Here is a 17430-nt window from a genome sequence, read left to right as displayed (position 1 = left end):
CAAAAGTGAAAAAAGTGTTAGTAATGTTTGTAGCAGTCTTAACGGCGATTGTTGTGGCCGCTTGCGGTAATCAAGGAGCAAAAGAAACAACAGGTGGAGAAAGTAAGCAAAAAGAAACGGTAACGGTAACCGATCAGTTCAATAAAGACGGAATTAAAATTAAGAAAAATCCTAAAAAAGTTGTAGTATTCAGCATGGGTGCACTTGATACGCTAGATAAACTAGGCGTTGAAGTAACGGGCTTGCCAAAACAAGCGATTCCTGAGTATTTATCAAAGTATCAAGATGATAAGTATGCGAATGTAGGTGGCTTAAAAGAACCTGATTTCGAAAAGATTGCAGAACTAAAGCCAGACTTAATTATTATTCAAGGCCGCCAAGCAGATTCATTTGATGAATTTTCAAAAATTGCGCCGACGATCTATATCGATACGGACAACCAGCACTATATGAAGTCATTTAAAGAAAACACAAAAGTACTAGGACAAATTTTTGATAAAGAAGATCAAGCGAAAAAAGAGCTAGCAGCAATTGATAAGCAAATTGCAGATTTGAAAAAACAAGCGGACAAACTAGATAAAAAAGCGCTTGTAATGATGGCAAATGACAGCAAAATGACAGCATTTGGTCCAGGGTCTAAATACGGATTAATTCATGATGTATTTGGTATCAAAGCAGCAGACGACAGCCTAGATCCATCGGCTAAGCACGGTCAAAGCATTGCATATGAATATTTAGTTAAGCAAAACCCGGACTACTTATTCGTGGTTGACCGCGGCGCAGCAATTGGTGAAAAATCATCTGCTAAACAAATTGTTGAAAATGAGTATGTAAAAGAAGTCAATGCAGTGAAAAACAATCACGTTGTGTATCTTGATCCAGGTCTTTGGTATTTATCTGGAGGAGGCCTTGAGTCAATGGCAGGCATGATTAAAGAAATCAAAGCAGGGATAGAGAAATAATAGAGAAAAAGGAGCTGGTTTTAACCAGCTCTTTTTTTATGCATGGACTGGGGCAAGCTTTTCCCTGTACCAAATTATGATATTAATAAATACCCTGAATGAAGAAAATTTGTCGAGATGGGCTATCATAACACGCAATTTGATCTTAGGTCAGATCCACACAGAATGGAAGAAATATTCCAAGGGCAGACGCCAAGCAGAAATGGCGGAGACTTGAGCGTAACGCCTCCACCGGAAGCTTTTCCCGTTCCTCACTTATCTGAAATGCCAAATGAGTACGCTCCAGGTTTAGGAGACATGAACGCTTAAAAATATGTGAATTAGCTTTAGTGAATTAGAACTAAAGTAATTTAAAAAACATTGACTGAGGGCTAGTAGTCAATGTTTTTTTATGTTTTTTGAGCTGCTATTCCTCTAAAGGCAAGAACATCTGGCTGTTTTTATAAACTTCGGATGAAATGTGTGTTCATTTAATTGTTTTTTATAAGAAGAAAAGGGAATACTTTCTTTAATCGCTTGCGATAGAAAGTTAATAAGGGGCATGCTGCTATGAGTAGTCAACAAGATGAATTTTTATTTAAAAGAGAGCTCTATCGCTTAGTACAAGAATACAAACGCTGTAAAGCTGAAGAAATTAGACGGGCAATTAAAAAGGATATTCTTCTTTTGAAGAAGGTTATAAATAACTGAAATAGACAAAAACTAGAAAAAAGCTCATGCTAGTTGGGACTGACCCCCTAGAGTGAGACAAATAAAAAACACCTTTAAGTTAAAAAACGGGTATGTAGTACCTAACAATAACTTGGAGGTGTTTTTTCTATGGGGACAAGAGTCAGTTATCCGGTAGAAATAAAATTAAAAGCGATTGAAATGAGATTAGCTGGTATACCTGTAAAAGAAGTATTGTCACAGCTGAATATTCGTAATCATACCCAATTGAAAACGTGGATGACATGGTATAAAAATGGAGAAATGCATCGATTTGGACAGCCTGTAGGCAAGCAGTATTCATATGGAAAAGGTCCTGAATTTAAAAGCGAGACGTCTAAGTTAGAGGCAGAGAACCGGCAGTTAAAGCAACAGATTGAGATCTTAAAAAAGTACAAGGAATTGGAAAGGAAGTGGTACCAGAAATTGTAGTAAACACAGTGGAAGAGCTAAAAGGTCAGGTGCCTATTTATCAAATCTGTTTACATCTTAATATCCCTCGATCCACTTACTATCGTTGGAAGCAACATACAAAACGGGATACATTAAAGAAATGGATGGAACAACAAGTTGGTGAACAATGTCATAAACACAAGTTTCGATATGGCTATCGAAAGATTACAGCATTACTCAATCGAACGATGAAGATTAATCATAAGTTTGTGCAGCGTGCCATGCAGAAGTATGGTTGGCAATGTCGCGTAAAACGGAAGAAACGTCAGCGAACAGGGCAACCTTATCAGGTTGCAGAGAATGTATTAAATCGTGAATTTCGAGCTGATCGTCCTCTTCAAAAACTAGTGACGGATATTACCTACTTGCCTTTTGGACCCAAACAGTTGTATCTTTCAAGTATTCAGGATTTATTTAACGGAGAAATCATTGCGTATTCCATTGGTGATTGTCAAAACGTAGCGTTTGTTTTAGATACGTTAAGTCAACTTCCTTCTTTGCCTGAAGGATGCACGCTGCATAGCGATCAAGGTTCCGTGTACACATCGTATGCTTATCAACAAAAAATCAAAGAAAGAGGCATTACCATGAGTATGTCCCGCAAAGGGACTCCCGCAGATAATGCCTCTATCGAATCGTTTCATTCCTCGCTAAAGTCTGAAACGTTCTACCTTGACGAGTTGACATATACTACGACCACCATCGTAGAGCAAACCGTCAAAAACTATATTACTTATTATAACAATGCCCGTATTCAAACAAAACTAAACAACCAGTCACCGGTACAATATCGGCAACTGGTCGTTTAAAAGGTGTTTTGATCCCTGTCTCAAAAACAGGGGTCAGTCCCGTTAATAAATGAGCTTTTTTTCCTGCTTTAGACTTGTTCAAACGAATTAGTATGTCTATACATGATCTTGGGAAGATTATGAATCATATTAAACAGAGCTAACGCAGTTGTTTCTGGTTCTTTATAACGATGAATAATATCGTTTTCAATGTCGCAGATTTGAAAACTGTTTAATTGGTTTGAATAACTTAGTGTAAACCTATTGGCAAAAGTATGAGTAATGTCGCTATCTCTATAATTTACTAAATTTGCTATCATGTGCTTAATTTCAGTTAGGTTCATCCACCAAGTCACCCTTTCATGTTATTTAGGTTATCATACCATGTCCAGGTAATTTGAATACTGTTTTTTACAATTTGTAACAACAATTTTTAAAATGAAACATAAAGGTAATAAAAAGTTAAAACGAGCAGCTTAACGTACGCTGAATATTTCCTATCAGGGTGTAGGCTTTTCTTTGTAGTGGGTCAACTCCAACTTTTTATCCTCGATTTCTTTTAGCCCAATACGAATCATACTGAATACCAAAATCCATAATATAACCGTTAAAATCGTATGTCCCGCTGGGAAAATACCTAGTATAGGTGAGTCCCAAAGAGCGTGCATAAAAACGACAAGCAAAAATACACCGAGAAATTTGGGCTTTATCAACATGTTCCACTGAAATTTCTTATCTCCTTGCACGATGCAGATGGCAGCGCCAGTCAAGGCAGCCCAAGCCACATGTCCTCCAGGAGCAAAAATACTGCGCCAGAGTATTGTAGAATAGAACATGTGAAAGCTGCCGGAAAGAAGTGCTCGCAAAGCATAGCCAGCGGTTTCAAAAGCAGCAAAACCAGCTCCTATTGCAGCTCCTAAGAGAAGTCCGTTAAGGATATATCTATATTTAAGATTGCGTACAAAATAAATAACAGCGATAACTTTAGCCAGTTCCTCACATATTCCAATCACGATCACGTTTGTGTTATTTCCAAGAATATCATAAAACACAAGTGCTAATAAAAGTGAGAGGATTCCGCCAATAAAAACGACATAAACAATTTTGTAAATAGCAATATTCTGCGGAGCGTTCATTTCCCAAAAGAAAATGAGCGTAGTAAATGGCACTGCAAAAGCACCGACTACAATAAGACCGGGTATAAAGTTGATGTTTTCGAATAAGCTTACGCCTAGATATAGTCCTAAGTATGCAACAAGCGCAATAAGAAAGACCCTTGCAAAAAGCCAAGGCTTTGGCCATGTATTTACAACTTCTTCTATTTTAGGAGTCGTAAGCCCTGTTCCTACAATAAAAAGCCGTTCAGCTTCCATTTCACTGTGCTGTCGGAAGACTCGAGAGAATATATTTCGAAATTTAGGTTCAACCGAACGTTCATTTCTTGGAATTTTATCAACACGATGGGCAAACAAGTAGAATATGCTGTAGTTTTCATCGTGGTCCACGATTTCATGGTCGCAATTTAAGCAGAATTTTACCCCTTCCGGATTAGAATAAGCGCAATGGGGGCATTTCATTTATCTTCCTCCTCTTTCTTTTGACGCTTGTCTTACGATATCTTCTACATATATTATGTGAGTTGATGAAAAAAAGCATAAGAGGGTTTGGCAGGTAATTTGCTTAAATAATGGAATGGTACAGAAGCTATTGCTGAAAGAGACCTCATGAAAGCTAAAAAAGGCTGCGTCATAAGGCGAATATTCGACTTACAGCACAGCCCTTTATATGATTAAAAATGTGGATGTTTATAATGCTACTACGCAATAAAAAAGCTTCCTGAAATAAAAATGATGACACCAATGACCATCATTAATGTTTCGCGGTCTTTTTTTCCTGTTTTTTTATTAGCAGGAAGCAGCGATTTTGAAAGAGGCTTGGCAAAAATGATGACAAGCATGCAAACAGCAGCAAAGATGCCAAGCGCCACTTGGAAATTACCTTCAATAAAGACGCATGCCATTAAAAGTACAAGACTTATTTTTAGAAAAATTTTTGATAGGTTCACTATCAACACTCCTTTAGAACACTTAATACGAAAGACTTAGTGATTTTTTTATGTGCCTGTTGTTTTCTACGGCTTGAAGGAGAAAATGAGCGACATCAGAACGGCTGATGTTGCGTCCGTTTTCTGGTATGCTAGCTTCTCCTATACGATAATACGTGGTTAACGGACCGCTCGTTAGACCCATTGGCCGAGCAACGGTCCAGTCGAGTCCGCTTACCTTCAAGAGCTTCACGGCTTCGTGATGGTCGCGAAGCACATTTTTTAAAATACGCTGAGCAAGCCAGCCCGTCATGCCTGGAATTTCTCCGTCGATTCCGGCTGAAGCCGTGTAGGCGATACGCTGAATTCCGTTTTCGTTCATACATTGAATCAGCAGATTTGTCGTTTCTACTAAAAGGGTAGAATGCCCTAGATTTTCGGTTCCCAGACAAGAAATGACTGCATCACACCCTCGCATAGCCTGACACACTTCATAATAATCAAGCACGTCGCCTTGTATGATGTGTACGTTCGCATGCGTTACCTTAAGCTTAGATGGATTTCGCACAAAAGCTTTTACATAATGTCCGTTTTTAATCGCTTGCTTGATTACTTCCTGTCCGGTCCTGCCGCTTGCGCCAATCAAAAAAATGTTCATACGATCAACCCTTTCGTTTCAATGTAGGTAGTAAAAACGAAATTTTCTTTTACCATAACACATTTTTCTCGATTTAGCTTGTCAAAACATAAAAGCTACTTACGAGATTCACCAAAGTAAGAGGTATCCTCTGTTCTTTTTTAAAACTTATGTCATAGACTGTCTAGAAAACAAAGAAATGTACGAACGGTTTATAAAGGTGTTTAATGCTAGAGAAGCGAAAGGGTATTATAAGAATAAGGGACGAACAGAAGGGGCGATGCACGATGAAAAAATCGGTAAGCCGAGCACGTGTTATCATAGTACTAATAGGTTTTCCGCTCATCTTTCTCATTATGGCGCTTGTGACCGGTGAGTGGCGATATATGACTTGGATGATCCCGCCTGCACTGATGTCATGTTGGACGGCACTCTTCGTATTAAGAAAGCAAGAAGAAAGATAACAGGAAATTTGAACTATTGCATCGAATTTATAGAAAAAGTATAAAATGATAGAAAGCTATAGTAAGAAAATTTAATGAAGGACGGTGTGAAGATGAACGGACAACAGTTATTGTATGGGTTGCTTACGTCTAAAGGCGATATCCTAAGAGCTGCTTATGTGTTATGTGACCACCGCATTTATACGGAAATGTCAGCACAGTATCAGCAAACGGAGCATACGGATTTTCAAGCATCATTGGTAGAAGAAATGAAATTGCTTGAAAAACAGCCTGAAGTAGACATGCATCTGCATATTTTGCTTGAAATGGCGAAGTTTTTTGAACTTCCCGTTTCCCATGCTACAACAAACGGCGAGCTGTACGAGTTAAGCGATAACATTGGAAATTTGCTTGTATCTAAATACAATGAGCTGTTTTCAATTGCACGCTGTCATACGCTAGAAGACGTAATGCGCCATCAAATCCGACTGTTCTTTCATCTAATTGATTCGCAATACATGATTGCTACAAATCGTCAGCAAGCTGTGTTTCAGCAGAAGCTGATGAATTGGATTGAGCAGCTTCCTCCCATGTATCAAGAAAGAATGATTGATGTATTAGGAGAATATCAGCAGGCAGCGCTTGTGAAACTGCTGCAAAAAAAAGGGACAATCGAGCTATACAAACAGCTTCCTCCGCACGCATACCCTGCTATTTCAGGCCTTATGGCAACCGTAATGAGTATCTTTATTCCCGTTAATTACCCGCCAGCACTGCTATTTAGTATGAATGCGCCGCTTTTTTTAATGGCGAGCTTTGAAAGTCATGAAATTATTGCAAAACGCAAAGAAGCTGGAACGTTTTTACCGCTGTTATTAGTAGTTGTTCAGCTGATGTGGACGTACAAGCTTGAGCATCAGGATGAGCTGTTGAATTATCAGTCTCTATTGATCAAGTGGTCATCTGTACACACAACGTATCAAGATTATGTAAAAAAGAAAGAGCAGTCACTGTTTGATCGTGAACGGTTAGACAACTTTATTTATAAAACAGAGCAGTATGTTAAGCAGCTCCGCGCTACGGAGAAAAAGACGGTGAAACAAATTGAAACGCTCAAAACAGCCATTCGCCATCAGCTTGATGAAATGGAGCTCACATCGTTAAACGGAGGGCTTGTGCTTCAAAAAATGATTGAAGAGCATGAATCATTAAAACAGGATGTAGAAGAACTGCAGCGCAAGCTTTCGATTAAAGGTGACTTCTTCTCTAAAGTAAGGCTGACGTTCCGTTCTGCAGAACGAGCTGTCAAAAGCAAAGTGAAAGAAGTAGAGCGTAAAAAAGTGCTTATGCAAATGACGGACTTTATTTTAGCAAATCGCTTGCCCGTATGCGTGGATATTCAAAATGAAATTTATGATTATCAAGACGAGCTGACGACGACTATTTTTCAAATTAATCAGCAGGTCGAGCTGCTTGAAGAAACAAAACAAAGCCGCCAGCTAGCCGATGCAAAAGTACGCCGCTATGATCAAGAAATAAAGCGATTTGAGCGGAACTATTATGGCTTAAAAGAAGGAACAGTTGAAGAAATGGCACAGTAAAACTGGGACAAACGTATTTTATCCGAACGAGTTTGATTCTTTATGGAGAATCAAACTCGTTTAGTTATGTCTCAACCTTATTCTCTGTCTGTAGGAGCGGACAGCTGATCTTTATACTCATCTACATAGAGCATGCCATTTGTTGACACAACTGCATACAGCACTTGGTTCAACTGAAGCTGACGATTTGAAAGTTCAAGGTTGATCCATTGTTCGGTATATTGAGGTGTTAAATTTTTATGAATAATTTCTCCGTCCATGATGAGTTCTACCGGTAAATTCATTTCTTTAAACGGCTTAGACAAAACGTCCTGTTTGGCAATGTTTTGATAAGCAGTTTTCTTTAATACCGACAGTTTTCCGCTTACTTCTAAAACAGCAAATTCTACTTCAGCAATGTTGAACGTTCCTAGTTCTCGTAAATGCTGATTCAAGTCGTCAATGGAATATTTGACTTTTTTCATATTTGCTTCAAGAAGCTTTCCTTTTTCCATAATAACCGTCGGGCGTCCTGTAATCCATTTTCGCAAGCGCCTGCTTTTTAGAGCTGTTGATGCTAAAAGAAAATGAATAGCCACAAGAAAAGCAAAAGAAGCGAACATCGGCAGAAATTTTAATTTTAAATCAAATCCCATATTTGCGATGAACGACCCAATAATGATGGACATCGCAAACGTAAAATGATTGTTATGGGTGTTAATTTGTTTTCCAATCAGGAAAGTTGTAATGCTTAAGATAATAAAAGAAACAAAGGTTCTAAGAAGGGACATGAGAATGTCTTCCATAGGTTGTGATGTCACCTGCTTTCTCATAAATAGAAAGAGTATCTATCTCTATAGCGTTATCCATTTAAAGGATCGTTATACAAGAAAAAACATCAAGAAGAAGTGCGGATAATTCGTTCACATTCGGCTGCTTAAAAAGGGGTAGAAAGGCTGTAGGTAAGGGATAGAAGCGAACAAAAAGAATGTGCAAATTCCTTTGAAATTTTTTGGAGAATTTGTTACAATAAAGGTGCTTATTTTTGTTCGGTAAGGATAGTTCGAAGTGTTCGTCTTGACTTATTGTAAGAGCAGGAATAGAGTAATACACAATGTGTGGATTGTCACACAAGGAGGAAAAGAGATATGTTACAAGGTAAAGTAAAATGGTTCAACGCTGAAAAAGGTTTCGGTTTCATCGAAGTAGAAGGACAAGACGATGTATTCGTTCATTTCTCTGCTATCCAAGGCGAAGGTTTCAAAACTTTAGAAGAAGGTCAAGAAGTTACATTTGAAATCGTTGAAGGCAACCGTGGACCACAAGCTGCTAACGTTCAAAAGTAATTTTTTTTATAAAGTTTAAGCCGATCAGCAGAACGTTTCTCTGGTCGGTCGTTAAACTAAACTGGGAGAAGGCCCCTTTTATAAAAGGGGTCTTTTCTTGTTCGCTTTTTACACCTTGTTGACGATTTCTTTGATTTTGCAGAAGTATTCAAATATGAAAAAAACTAGTCACGCAGTATAAAAAAAGCGTATAATGAAATGATGAAAATAGGAATTGTAGAGCAGAAAGGATTTTAAAACGTATGAGCAACCAACTTCAAGAAACGATGGTCGATTCACGTCGTACATTCGCCATTATTTCTCACCCGGATGCCGGGAAAACAACGTTAACAGAAAAAATGCTGTTACTGGGCGGAATGATTCGTTCAGCCGGAACGGTTAAAGGAAAAAAATCAGGCAAGTTTGCTACATCTGACTGGATGGAAATTGAAAAACAGCGTGGAATTTCAGTTACATCAAGTGTTATGCAGTTTGAGTATAAAGATCACTTTATTAACATCTTGGATACACCAGGACACGAAGACTTCAGTGAGGATACGTATCGTACCTTAACAGCTGTGGATAGTGCGGTCATGGTTATTGACGGAACAAAAGGAATTGAAGCACAAACGCTTAAGCTTTTTAAAGTTTGTCGTATGCGCGGTATTCCCATCCTAACGTTTATCAATAAATTAGACCGTGAAGGAAAAGAGCCGCTTGAGCTGCTTGAAGAAATTGAAGATGTACTTGGTATCGAATCATACCCTGTAACGTGGCCAATTGGCATGGGGAAACGATTCCAAGGAACGTATGACCGTTTTTCAAAGCAAATTGAAGTGTATCAAGGAAACAAAGAGTCTTATTTTGCAGACTTTGACGGTGAAAATATCGACGATGAAATTAAAAAACACGTCGATGAAATGTATTTACCAGGCTTAGTGGATGATTTATCTCTATTAGACGAAGCAGGTAATGATTTTTCAATTGAAAAAGTAAAGCAAGGCTTATTAACGCCTGTTTTCTTCGGAAGTGCGATTGCGAACTTCGGCGTACAGTCTTTCTTTAATTCATTTTTACAATTAACATCACCACCGCAGCCTCGTGAATCAACGAATGGCACCGTTCAGCCTACGGATGAAAACTTCTCAGGTTTCATCTTTAAAATTCAAGCGAACATGAACCCAGCTCACCGCGACCGCATTGCGTTCGTACGCGTATGTTCAGGAAAATTCGAGCGTGGCATGAACGTAACATTAGCAAGAACGAACCGCAAAATGAAGTTAGCGCAGTCTCATCAGTTCTTGGCCTCAAGCCGTGAAACAGTAGACACAGCGTATCCAGGGGATATCATTGGCTTGTATGACTCAGGTACGTATCAAATTGGCGATACCATTGTAGGAGAGGGAAAAGTATTCGAATTCGACGCTCTTCCAAAGTTCCCGCCTGAACTGTTTGTAAAAGTTCGTGCGAAAAATGCCATGAAATCTAAACATTTTGAAAAAGGAATTAATCAGCTTGTACAAGAAGGGGCGGTACAGCTTTACCGTACGCCGTTCTTTGGAGATTATATTTTAGGAGCAGTGGGTGAACTTCAGTTCCAAGTATTTGAACATCGTATGAAAGGTGAGTACAATGTCGATCTTGAATTCACACGCATGTCTCACAACATTGCAAAATGGGTAGACAAAGCAACAATTGAAGATCGCATGCTAGATTCTCGCGTGATGCTAGTAGAAGATCGTGATAAGCATGCTGTTCTTATGTTTGAAAACGATTTTGTATGGCGTTTGTTCCAGGACAAATATCCATCTGTTAAATTCCTAGATCCGTTTAATCTATAAAAGAGTATAAAAAAAGGAAAACGATACATACTACTTTCATAAGTAGACAGTCGATTTTCCTCCTTTGCTTAAGAGTCAGTATTTACTGGCTCTTTTTTTAGTGAGCCACTGATTTTAAATTTAAAAGAATGACTCCTGCAATGATTAATACGATGCCAAATACCATCGTAAGACTGCCGCTTTCTTTCCAAATGACTACACCAATCACAGCTGTCACAGCAGTTCCTACACCAGACCAAATGGCGTATGCAACGCTGAGCGGAATGTGCTGAAGCGATGTGGAAAGCGCATAGAAAGCAAGACCAAATCCTAATAAAACACCAAGACTAGGCCAAAATTTTGTAAATCCGTTTGATGCTTTTAACATAGATGTACCAAATAACTCTGAACTAATTGCAATTGCTAAAAATAAATAGGCTTTCATCGAAAACCCTCCTCTGTTAATTTCCGAAGTTGTTGTTGAATCTGTTTTTGCATGTCTGGATCCACGGGTGCGAGCCCAAACATTTGGCTGAACCATAATCCATCGGCTGCTAAGCGCACAATGGTAGCAAGGACAGGGTCAATGCCATCTTGTTCAATATGGTGCTGCCACTTTTTGTAGTGTGTTTGAAGGTGCTGCAGAAGTTCAGGATTCGTTGCAATACCTGCAAGCAACCCTGCGCTCATCGCTTGTTCACGCTGAAGGTCATGAAGCGTCTCAGCGAGATAAGCCCGGCTCCATTTGCCAGGAGCATCGTCATGTTCAATTTGCACGTGTAGCCCGTCATCATATTGCTTTGTGACTGAATGCAGCATTTGCTGAATCAATTCATCTTTTGATGAGAAGTGGTACAACAAGCCGCCTTTACTAACACCGGCTTCTTTTGCTACTTTTTCAAGCGTCAAATTTCCAACGCCGTCACGCTGCACAACCTGAGTGGCCCCAAGCAATATATCATCATATGTAGACACATGAATTTCCTCCTTTTTGATTTTCCCTAGAATACTTTACCGTCTGGACGGTTTGTTTGGCAATACTTTTATTTCGAATTTCAAAAAAAATTTTTGTGCACACTAAAATATAAAGTATAAAAACAAAAATGAACGCGTAAATAAAGGGTTAATCCCTTTACTACTTTTACTATATGAAGAAAAAGGAAAATTAAAGCCTGGGTATATGAAAGATAAAAGAAAGGTGTGAAGAAACCGATGAGGGATGTGTATCAAAGTTTTCAAGAATTATCACAGTGCGAACGAGCCGGAATTGATTACGAAATAAAATGTGTCATTCGCCGGAGAGAAATTGTCGTGCTTGCGATTCACGGGGGAACGATGGAAATTGGGACAGAAGAAGTAGCGGAAAAAATAGCAGAAAAGCTGAACGCAACGGTGTACGTATTTAAAACGCTGAAAACAGAAAATCCGTTTGAATTACATGTTACGTCTGCAAACTACGATGAAGAAATGGCGCGTCATCTTGTGAAAAAATCAGAGATCACAATTTCTCTTCACGGTGCCTATAGCGATGTCTGCACAACTTATATTGGAGGAAGAGACGAAAAGTTAGAAAAAGCGGTGCGTCAAGCACTTTCGAATTTTCCGATCAGTGAAACGCCCGTACATTTAAAAGGCGTTTCACCTCGAAATATCGCCAACGACAATCAGCGGCATAAAGGACTGCAGCTTGAAATCACCACTCCGCAGTATGAACAATTATTACAGGATGAGCAGCTGTTCAACGAGTATGTGAATGCGATAGTATCGGCTGTGAACTCAGTGATGTAAAGATAAATTCAACAGCTTCCTGTATATCGGCTGCAATAAGAGTTGGTTGTACATCAGCCCACTTTTCTCGTTCATGTAACGTGTCATGCCCGGCACCTGTTAACACTAAAATGCAGTGAGCGCCTGCTGCACTGGCCGCTACTAGGTCTTTCCACCTGTCGCCAATCACGATGCAGTTAGCCAAATTTAAGCTGTGCTCCTCCGCTGCTTTTAACAGCATGCCGGGGTTTGGTTTGCGGCACGAACAGGCGTCTGAATCTTCATGAGGACAAAGGTAAACATCATCAAATCCAAAAGCTAAAAGTTCAGAGATAAACTGTGATTTATTTACCTTTCCTTTTGCAACATCGGGCTGATTCGTAAAGGAAAACAGCGGAATGTTTTGTTTCTTTATGTCTTTAATCGCTTGCTTTGCTTGGGGGAACAGCTGAAAATCACCTGGATATTGAATGTCATTACTGCCTCCAATCGTTCCGTCTCGGTCTAAAAATATTGCTTCAATCATGTTATTCACCTCTTTTTCTATCATAATATAAAACAGGATGAATTTGGTAAAAACTTTGTTTTTTGAAAAAAATCAAAGAAATATGACTGTCTTTTTACTTCTCATCATATGGATAAGTTAAATAGAAGTGGTGAGGAGGGGAAGACAAGTGAACGAAGAATCGTTTTATTCACCATTTATAAGCGAAGACGGAAAGAAAAAAACAATTGGAGAAATTGAGTTTTCAGATGTGCAGCGCATGATGGAAAAACATTTAGAAGAAGGCTATCAGCTTGAGTTCAAGCGCGAAGTAAGCTCAACGGTCAAACGGAAAATCCCAAATATCATCGCTTCGTTTGCCAATGAAAAAGGAGGGTGGCTTATTTTTGGCGTAGATGAAGACGACCATTCCATTAACCTGCTCGAGCGCAAGGAATATGAGCTGTTTATTAATAATATGCTGAAAGATGTCACCAACCCCATTCCTCGTATCGTTACGCGCTTTTTATCACCTGAAGATCACCCCGGGCAAGGTGTCTTTGTTATTTGGATTCCCGAAGGTCCGAACCCTCCGTACATGTCTTACGGGAAAATTTACAGAAGAATTGGAAGCGGCACATCTCCCGTTACGGAAATCGATGATCGCTATCATTTAGATCGTCTTTATCAAAAATCGGAGGATCAAACGCAGCGAATAGAGGAATTTTGCACAAAAGAACTGTCTATCTATAACAGAAAGTGGCCGATGCACGGGAAAAGCTATATTCATTACGGGATGTGTAATATGTACGTGCTGCCACTATATGATTTGCATTTAATCGAACAAATGGAAGAAGAACGGTTAAAGCAATATATTTTAAGCAAGTCTAGCGAACCAAAACACTATCGTTTGGACGACGAGAGTATGGTGATGCTGCATACACCGTTTGTCAAAGCTTCTTATTCAGCGGAATCCATCATTTTTCGAAGCACAGATGTAATTGATGCATACGATAAAACAATTGCGTGGGAGCAGTTTTATAACGGATCAGCTAAGTTTCACATTCCTATTCCGTATATGGAAGAACCAAAACAAATTCATGACGTGCTGAAATCAAGCATTTCAAGCTACATTGATGAGACGATTTTTGAGCAGTTTCAATATATAAACGGACCCTTTTTTCTTACATCTTTAATCAGCTGCATCGGCGGATACATCGATTGTATGATGGAACTAAAAACTGAGCTCGAAGACATGATTATTGTAATTGATTTAGAGAACGTTCGAAATGATGTGCTTTACTTTCCGCATCAGCAGTTTCAAACATTTCTAGAAGAAGAAGGGCTCGTCTTTTCAGATAAAAAGCAGTATCGGTTTAATCAATCATTTAAAACAACAAAACTAGGGGGAAACGTCGAGCTTCTTGCCTACGTTGATTATATCGTAACGGCGTTTGGCCTTTCAAAAAACCAGTCCATGGACTTTCTTAAACATTCGTTAAACCGAGTATAAAATATACAATTTTTTGACAATAGCTAAAAAAATGACAAAAATGAAAAAAAGTATGATAATATCTTTCGTAAGTAATGAGCAAGTAAAGAAGAGAAAGGGGACTCTTTTTTACAGCTGCCGTTGCTAGGTAGGGTTAAACATAAGGGGAGAAAAAGTAATGAAAAAAGCGACATCCATACTTCTAATTGTCCTAGCACTTGCTGGTCTAGGAGGAGTATGCGCTGCTTATTATCATTTGGAGCAGCAAAAGCAAACGGAAGAAATGACGTATGAACAGAACTACATAACCGTAAGAAATGCATGAAAAAACCAGCCAATCGGCTGGTTTTTTTGGGTTTCAAGTCATAGTAAGTAAAATAAAGATTTTGCTTGTTCAGTTTTTTTAAATAACTCCAATGATGTATAGACGCAAAATAGAAAGCCAACGCTTGAAAAAATAAAAAACAAGCGGAGAAAAGGGCGTTTTTTTTGAATGCGAAAGTACGTAAAAACAACGAGTGAACATACAAGCAGTACGCTCATAGCAGCAAATCGAATCGCGAGCTCTGCTAAATCATCAACCGTGCTTTGAAACAGTTTTAGCGTTTCATCGTTCAAATCAGTCTCAGGAATGTTCGTTTTGTCTTGCTGATTTAACACCCCTACATCCCATTTTTCTCGACTATAATCATGAGAAACCGTGTAGTAAAACGGACCAAGCTTTTTTTCATCTGCACCGTCATCAGCAAGTGCTGAAGCTGGATGCATGAATGCTAGAACAAAAAATAAAAAGCTCCACTTTCTCATTACCAAAGCCTCTTTCTAACTCAGACTATCTCCCATTATAAACCAAAAATTTTTATGTTTCCATCATCCCTCTTTCCTATTTCCATTTCTATATATAAAGTGAAAGGGGGAATAAAAGATGGCAGAAAAAATTCAGCATTCAAGCCAGCTTCGCTTAGTATTAGAACAAGGAATAAAAGAGGATGGAAAACCCGATTTAAAGACAAAATCCTATATGAACATTCAGCCCGGAAGTTCTGCAGATGCACTCATTACAGCAAGCGAAACCATCGCCAGCCTGCAGTCGCTGCCGCTTGTTGAAATCAACGAAGTTGTCACGTTTTCACTTTTAAAATAAGAAAAGAGGTAGAGTATGAAAACTTTAACGATGCAGTTTTTGAATGAGTCACAAAAAGCAGTAAGCCTATCGATTGAATCACCAAAAGATACGTTAGACGCAGCAGCCATCACAGCAGCAATGAACGCGCTGATCGCAAGCGATGTCTTTACTTCAAGCGGCGGAGCGCTCGTTGCCAGAAAAGGCGCCCAAATTGTCGAGCGAAATGTAACCGAATTTACGATTTAAAAATGAAAGTCCTTCCACTTCGGTGCGAAGGGCTTTTTTAAAAGGAGAGAGGAAGATGGCAGAGTGGTTTACGCTTGTTTCAGACGTTGGGTTTCCTATTGTGGTGACGCTTTATTTACTTCACCGAATCGAAGCCAAGCTCGATACAGTTGTGCTGTCCATTCAGCATTTAACCGATGAAGTAAAAAAGTGATTATGACAATTGTAAGGCGGTTGTCATGGAAAAGTTGACGGATTCGACACCTCACACTACAATTAGTAGTGTGAGGTGTCGAATATGAAAATTGAAAAATTCAAATTTAACGAAACCGGCCTTAATCGCTTTTTTGGCCCGCTTGAAGCAAAAATTATGACGGCTTTATGGAACGGAAGTGAAATGTCCATTAAAGACGTGCAGCACGTGCTTGAGAAAGAAAAAACAGTTAACTTCAACACCGTTATGACCGTTATGAATCGATTGGTGGAAAAAGGCGTGTTGCAAAAGCGTTTAAAAGGACGTACGTCGATGTATCAGCCGATTCTTTCTAAAGAGGAATTTATCGACGCTCAGTCGAAAGAGTTAACGCACGAATTGATCGATGAATTTGGCTCGCTTGCTGTTACTCATATGCTTGATGCGCTAGAAGAAGTCGATGATTCACTGTTAAGTATGCTCGAATCAAAAGTCAAACAGTTAAAAAAGGATGAATAATCAATGAATCAAGGAATACTAAAGCGTTCTAAGCTTATTTTTAACCTGTGCTTTTTTATTGCCGTGACGTTGCTTATGCAAATGGGGATGTATGTGCTGCATTTGCTGTTTGGATGGAATTTATCGTTTAACTTAATTTTACTTTGTAACAAAGTAGCCCACTTTTTCGGCTTGTTTTTTATTGAATACATGCTGAATGCCGTTATTTTTCACACGATGTTTGTACTGTTCATTAAAGCTGTAAAGCAAGTGATTCAAATGCGGAAAGTCCGTAAAATGATTACGAAGCTGCGAGATGAAACAACAACGGCTGACCTGCAAAAAGCGTACGGAAAGGATTTAACGGTCTTAACGACAGATCAGCCCATTGCCTTAACGATGGGGCTGTTTACACCGCATATCGTCCTGTCTACAGGGTTGCTGTCGGTGCTTGATGAAAATGAACTCGAAGCCGTTATTTATCACGAGCAGTCGCACGTTGCAAACAAAGACCCGCTCAAAACGTTTTTACTAAGTACGCTTGCCTCTGCATTATGGTATATTCCATTTATTAAATGGAGCCATAAACGCTTCAAAGTTATGCGTGAAGTGCTGGCTGATCAAGATGCCATTGTGAAAAATGGCACGCCTGCTCACATCGGCAGCGCGCTTTTAAAAATGGTGAAAACGGGACAGACAAGTCTCTCGTGTGCGCACGTATCGTTTGCTGATACGTCTGTTAATTATCGCATTCAATATATTTTAAATCCGGAAACGAAAATGCCGATGCAGCCTCCTGTTATTTTAACGCTGACGTCGCTATACGTGTTTTTTATTTTGTGTGCGCTGATTTTTACAGCTCTAACAGCTTTGTAAGTTTGTAAG

General features: G+C 39.1%; 22 protein-coding genes and 1 pseudogene. 15 read left to right on the top strand and 8 right to left on the bottom strand.

The window, feature by feature from the left end; translation table 11 throughout:
• Nucleotides 1-5: 5 nt before the first annotated feature.
• From NST66_RS15310 to NST66_RS15295, 4 genes and pseudogenes are all read left to right on the top strand, one after another.
• Entirely contained in the window at nucleotides 6-962 is a 957-nt protein-coding gene (locus NST66_RS15310; protein WP_154992043.1) for a siderophore ABC transporter substrate-binding protein, read from the top strand.
• 36 nt (nucleotides 963-998) lie between these two features.
• Nucleotides 999-1271 (top strand): annotated as a pseudogene (locus NST66_RS15305) (manganese catalase family protein); the annotation flags it as partial.
• A gap of 240 nt (nucleotides 1272-1511) precedes the next feature.
• Nucleotides 1512-1652 (top strand): hypothetical protein, encoded by a 141-nt coding sequence (locus NST66_RS15300; protein ID WP_176343797.1) that lies wholly within the window; start codon nucleotides 1512-1514, stop codon nucleotides 1650-1652.
• 129 nt (nucleotides 1653-1781) lie between these two features.
• A protein-coding gene (locus tag NST66_RS15295; RefSeq protein ID WP_310878861.1) for an IS3 family transposase occupies nucleotides 1782-2932 on the top strand; the annotation gives its coding sequence in 2 pieces (ribosomal slippage) (nucleotides 1782-2052 and nucleotides 2052-2932; 1152 coding nt in all).
• A 479-nt stretch (nucleotides 2933-3411) separates the two neighbouring features.
• Here the strand turns inward: NST66_RS15295 and NST66_RS15290 are convergent.
• The 3 genes from NST66_RS15290 to NST66_RS15280 form a co-directional block, all read right to left on the bottom strand.
• On the bottom strand, nucleotides 3412-4488 hold the full coding sequence (locus tag NST66_RS15290) for a PrsW family intramembrane metalloprotease (protein WP_340843451.1): 1077 nt from the start codon (nucleotides 4486-4488) through the stop codon (nucleotides 3412-3414).
• A 239-nt stretch (nucleotides 4489-4727) separates the two neighbouring features.
• Nucleotides 4728-4976 carry a hypothetical protein gene (locus tag NST66_RS15285; RefSeq protein ID WP_033580533.1) on the bottom strand — a complete coding sequence of 83 codons (249 nt, stop codon included), beginning with the start codon at nucleotides 4974-4976 and terminating at the stop codon, nucleotides 4728-4730.
• 22 nt (nucleotides 4977-4998) lie between these two features.
• Nucleotides 4999-5613: an NAD(P)-dependent oxidoreductase gene (locus NST66_RS15280; RefSeq protein WP_034267848.1), complete on the bottom strand. Its 615-nt coding sequence runs from the start codon at nucleotides 5611-5613 to the stop codon at nucleotides 4999-5001.
• 535 nt (nucleotides 5614-6148) lie between these two features.
• On the opposite strand from NST66_RS15280, the gene NST66_RS15275 reads away from it, so the two are divergent.
• The gene (locus NST66_RS15275; RefSeq protein ID WP_182029500.1) at nucleotides 6149-7636 is read left to right on the top strand and encodes a hypothetical protein; all 1488 of its coding nucleotides are present in this window, start codon (nucleotides 6149-6151) and stop codon (nucleotides 7634-7636) included.
• A 77-nt stretch (nucleotides 7637-7713) separates the two neighbouring features.
• Here NST66_RS15275 and NST66_RS15270 read toward each other — a convergent pair whose 3' ends face one another.
• Nucleotides 7714-8436, bottom strand: coding sequence for a DUF421 domain-containing protein (locus tag NST66_RS15270; protein WP_231099203.1), 723 nt, complete (start codon nucleotides 8434-8436; stop codon nucleotides 7714-7716).
• A gap of 327 nt (nucleotides 8437-8763) precedes the next feature.
• On the opposite strand from NST66_RS15270, the gene cspD reads away from it, so the two are divergent.
• The gene (gene cspD / locus NST66_RS15265; RefSeq protein ID WP_013057877.1) at nucleotides 8764-8961 is read left to right on the top strand and encodes a cold-shock protein CspD; all 198 of its coding nucleotides are present in this window, start codon (nucleotides 8764-8766) and stop codon (nucleotides 8959-8961) included.
• Between the two features lie 242 nt (nucleotides 8962-9203).
• Nucleotides 9204-10781, top strand: a complete 1578-nt coding sequence (locus NST66_RS15260; protein ID WP_028414456.1) for a peptide chain release factor 3 — start codon at nucleotides 9204-9206, stop codon at nucleotides 10779-10781.
• Between the two features lie 97 nt (nucleotides 10782-10878).
• Here NST66_RS15260 and NST66_RS15255 read toward each other — a convergent pair whose 3' ends face one another.
• Both NST66_RS15255 and NST66_RS15250 read right to left on the bottom strand, forming a co-directional pair.
• Complete coding sequence (locus NST66_RS15255; RefSeq protein WP_013057875.1) at nucleotides 10879-11205, bottom strand: DMT family transporter; 327 nt, start codon at nucleotides 11203-11205, stop codon at nucleotides 10879-10881.
• A complete protein-coding gene (locus NST66_RS15250; RefSeq protein WP_034267861.1) occupies nucleotides 11202-11735 on the bottom strand; it encodes a TetR/AcrR family transcriptional regulator in 534 nt (177 codons plus the stop codon). The genes NST66_RS15255 and NST66_RS15250 overlap by 4 nt, the downstream gene beginning before the upstream one ends.
• Nucleotides 11736-11972: 237 nt before the next feature.
• On the opposite strand from NST66_RS15250, the gene NST66_RS15245 reads away from it, so the two are divergent.
• Nucleotides 11973-12548, top strand: a complete 576-nt coding sequence (locus NST66_RS15245; RefSeq protein WP_034267864.1) for a poly-gamma-glutamate hydrolase family protein — start codon at nucleotides 11973-11975, stop codon at nucleotides 12546-12548.
• Here the strand turns inward: NST66_RS15245 and NST66_RS15240 are convergent.
• Complete coding sequence (locus NST66_RS15240; protein ID WP_034267866.1) at nucleotides 12499-13053, bottom strand: HAD-IIIA family hydrolase; 555 nt, start codon at nucleotides 13051-13053, stop codon at nucleotides 12499-12501. The two genes, NST66_RS15245 and NST66_RS15240, sit on opposite strands and share 50 nt — an antisense overlap.
• A gap of 148 nt (nucleotides 13054-13201) precedes the next feature.
• On the opposite strand from NST66_RS15240, the gene NST66_RS15235 reads away from it, so the two are divergent.
• Both NST66_RS15235 and NST66_RS15230 read left to right on the top strand, forming a co-directional pair.
• A complete protein-coding gene (locus NST66_RS15235; protein WP_033580541.1) occupies nucleotides 13202-14524 on the top strand; it encodes an AlbA family DNA-binding domain-containing protein in 1323 nt (440 codons plus the stop codon).
• 157 nt (nucleotides 14525-14681) lie between these two features.
• Complete coding sequence (locus tag NST66_RS15230; protein ID WP_165351766.1) at nucleotides 14682-14828, top strand: hypothetical protein; 147 nt, start codon at nucleotides 14682-14684, stop codon at nucleotides 14826-14828.
• A 38-nt stretch (nucleotides 14829-14866) separates the two neighbouring features.
• Here the strand turns inward: NST66_RS15230 and NST66_RS15225 are convergent, their stop codons facing one another.
• Nucleotides 14867-15310, bottom strand: a complete 444-nt coding sequence (locus NST66_RS15225) for a hypothetical protein (protein ID WP_028414451.1) — start codon at nucleotides 15308-15310, stop codon at nucleotides 14867-14869.
• Between the two features lie 118 nt (nucleotides 15311-15428).
• On the opposite strand from NST66_RS15225, the gene NST66_RS15220 reads away from it, so the two are divergent.
• The 5 genes from NST66_RS15220 to NST66_RS15200 all read left to right on the top strand — a co-directional run bounded on the left by NST66_RS15220 (nucleotide 15429) and on the right by NST66_RS15200 (nucleotide 17421).
• Nucleotides 15429-15647, top strand: a complete 219-nt coding sequence (locus tag NST66_RS15220) for a DUF1659 domain-containing protein (RefSeq protein WP_013057868.1) — start codon at nucleotides 15429-15431, stop codon at nucleotides 15645-15647.
• 15 nt (nucleotides 15648-15662) lie between these two features.
• Nucleotides 15663-15875 (top strand): DUF2922 domain-containing protein, encoded by a 213-nt coding sequence (locus tag NST66_RS15215; RefSeq protein WP_013057867.1) that lies wholly within the window; start codon nucleotides 15663-15665, stop codon nucleotides 15873-15875.
• 55 nt (nucleotides 15876-15930) lie between these two features.
• Entirely contained in the window at nucleotides 15931-16068 is a 138-nt protein-coding gene (locus NST66_RS15210; RefSeq protein ID WP_028414450.1) for a YvrJ family protein, read from the top strand.
• Between the two features lie 84 nt (nucleotides 16069-16152).
• Nucleotides 16153-16566, top strand: a complete 414-nt coding sequence (locus NST66_RS15205) for a BlaI/MecI/CopY family transcriptional regulator (protein ID WP_028414449.1) — start codon at nucleotides 16153-16155, stop codon at nucleotides 16564-16566.
• Between the two features lie 3 nt (nucleotides 16567-16569).
• A complete protein-coding gene (locus NST66_RS15200; RefSeq protein ID WP_028414448.1) occupies nucleotides 16570-17421 on the top strand; it encodes a M56 family metallopeptidase in 852 nt (283 codons plus the stop codon).
• Nucleotides 17422-17430: the final 9 nt, after the last annotated feature.

Origin of the sequence: Priestia sp. FSL W8-0524 (genome assembly GCF_038005965.1) — a bacterium.
Classification (GTDB): Bacteria; Bacillota; Bacilli; order Bacillales; family Bacillaceae_H; genus Priestia; species Priestia zanthoxyli.
This window is presented reverse-complemented; position numbering and strand designations above follow the sequence as displayed.

What these genes read in the sequence shown, in the direction of transcription:
- NST66_RS15300 (WP_176343797.1), top strand. Translation starts at nt 1,512, where the DNA reads ATGAGTAGTCAACAAGATGAATTTTTATTTAAAAGAGAGCTCTATCGC.
- NST66_RS15290 (WP_340843451.1), bottom strand. Translation starts at nt 4,488, where the DNA reads ATGAAATGCCCCCATTGCGCTTATTCTAATCCGGAAGGGGTAAAATTC.
- NST66_RS15280 (WP_034267848.1), bottom strand. Translation starts at nt 5,613, where the DNA reads ATGAACATTTTTTTGATTGGCGCAAGCGGCAGGACCGGACAGGAAGTA.
- NST66_RS15275 (WP_182029500.1), top strand. Translation starts at nt 6,149, where the DNA reads ATGAACGGACAACAGTTATTGTATGGGTTGCTTACGTCTAAAGGCGAT.
- cspD (WP_013057877.1), top strand. Translation starts at nt 8,764, where the DNA reads ATGTTACAAGGTAAAGTAAAATGGTTCAACGCTGAAAAAGGTTTCGGT.
- NST66_RS15260 (WP_028414456.1), top strand. Translation starts at nt 9,204, where the DNA reads ATGAGCAACCAACTTCAAGAAACGATGGTCGATTCACGTCGTACATTC.
- NST66_RS15255 (WP_013057875.1), bottom strand. Translation starts at nt 11,205, where the DNA reads ATGAAAGCCTATTTATTTTTAGCAATTGCAATTAGTTCAGAGTTATTT.
- NST66_RS15245 (WP_034267864.1), top strand. Translation starts at nt 11,973, where the DNA reads ATGAGGGATGTGTATCAAAGTTTTCAAGAATTATCACAGTGCGAACGA.
- NST66_RS15240 (WP_034267866.1), bottom strand. Translation starts at nt 13,053, where the DNA reads ATGATTGAAGCAATATTTTTAGACCGAGACGGAACGATTGGAGGCAGT.
- NST66_RS15230 (WP_165351766.1), top strand. Translation starts at nt 14,682, where the DNA reads ATGAAAAAAGCGACATCCATACTTCTAATTGTCCTAGCACTTGCTGGT.
- NST66_RS15225 (WP_028414451.1), bottom strand. Translation starts at nt 15,310, where the DNA reads ATGAGAAAGTGGAGCTTTTTATTTTTTGTTCTAGCATTCATGCATCCA.
- NST66_RS15220 (WP_013057868.1), top strand. Translation starts at nt 15,429, where the DNA reads ATGGCAGAAAAAATTCAGCATTCAAGCCAGCTTCGCTTAGTATTAGAA.
- NST66_RS15215 (WP_013057867.1), top strand. Translation starts at nt 15,663, where the DNA reads ATGAAAACTTTAACGATGCAGTTTTTGAATGAGTCACAAAAAGCAGTA.
- NST66_RS15210 (WP_028414450.1), top strand. Translation starts at nt 15,931, where the DNA reads ATGGCAGAGTGGTTTACGCTTGTTTCAGACGTTGGGTTTCCTATTGTG.
- NST66_RS15205 (WP_028414449.1), top strand. Translation starts at nt 16,153, where the DNA reads ATGAAAATTGAAAAATTCAAATTTAACGAAACCGGCCTTAATCGCTTT.
- NST66_RS15200 (WP_028414448.1), top strand. Translation starts at nt 16,570, where the DNA reads ATGAATCAAGGAATACTAAAGCGTTCTAAGCTTATTTTTAACCTGTGC.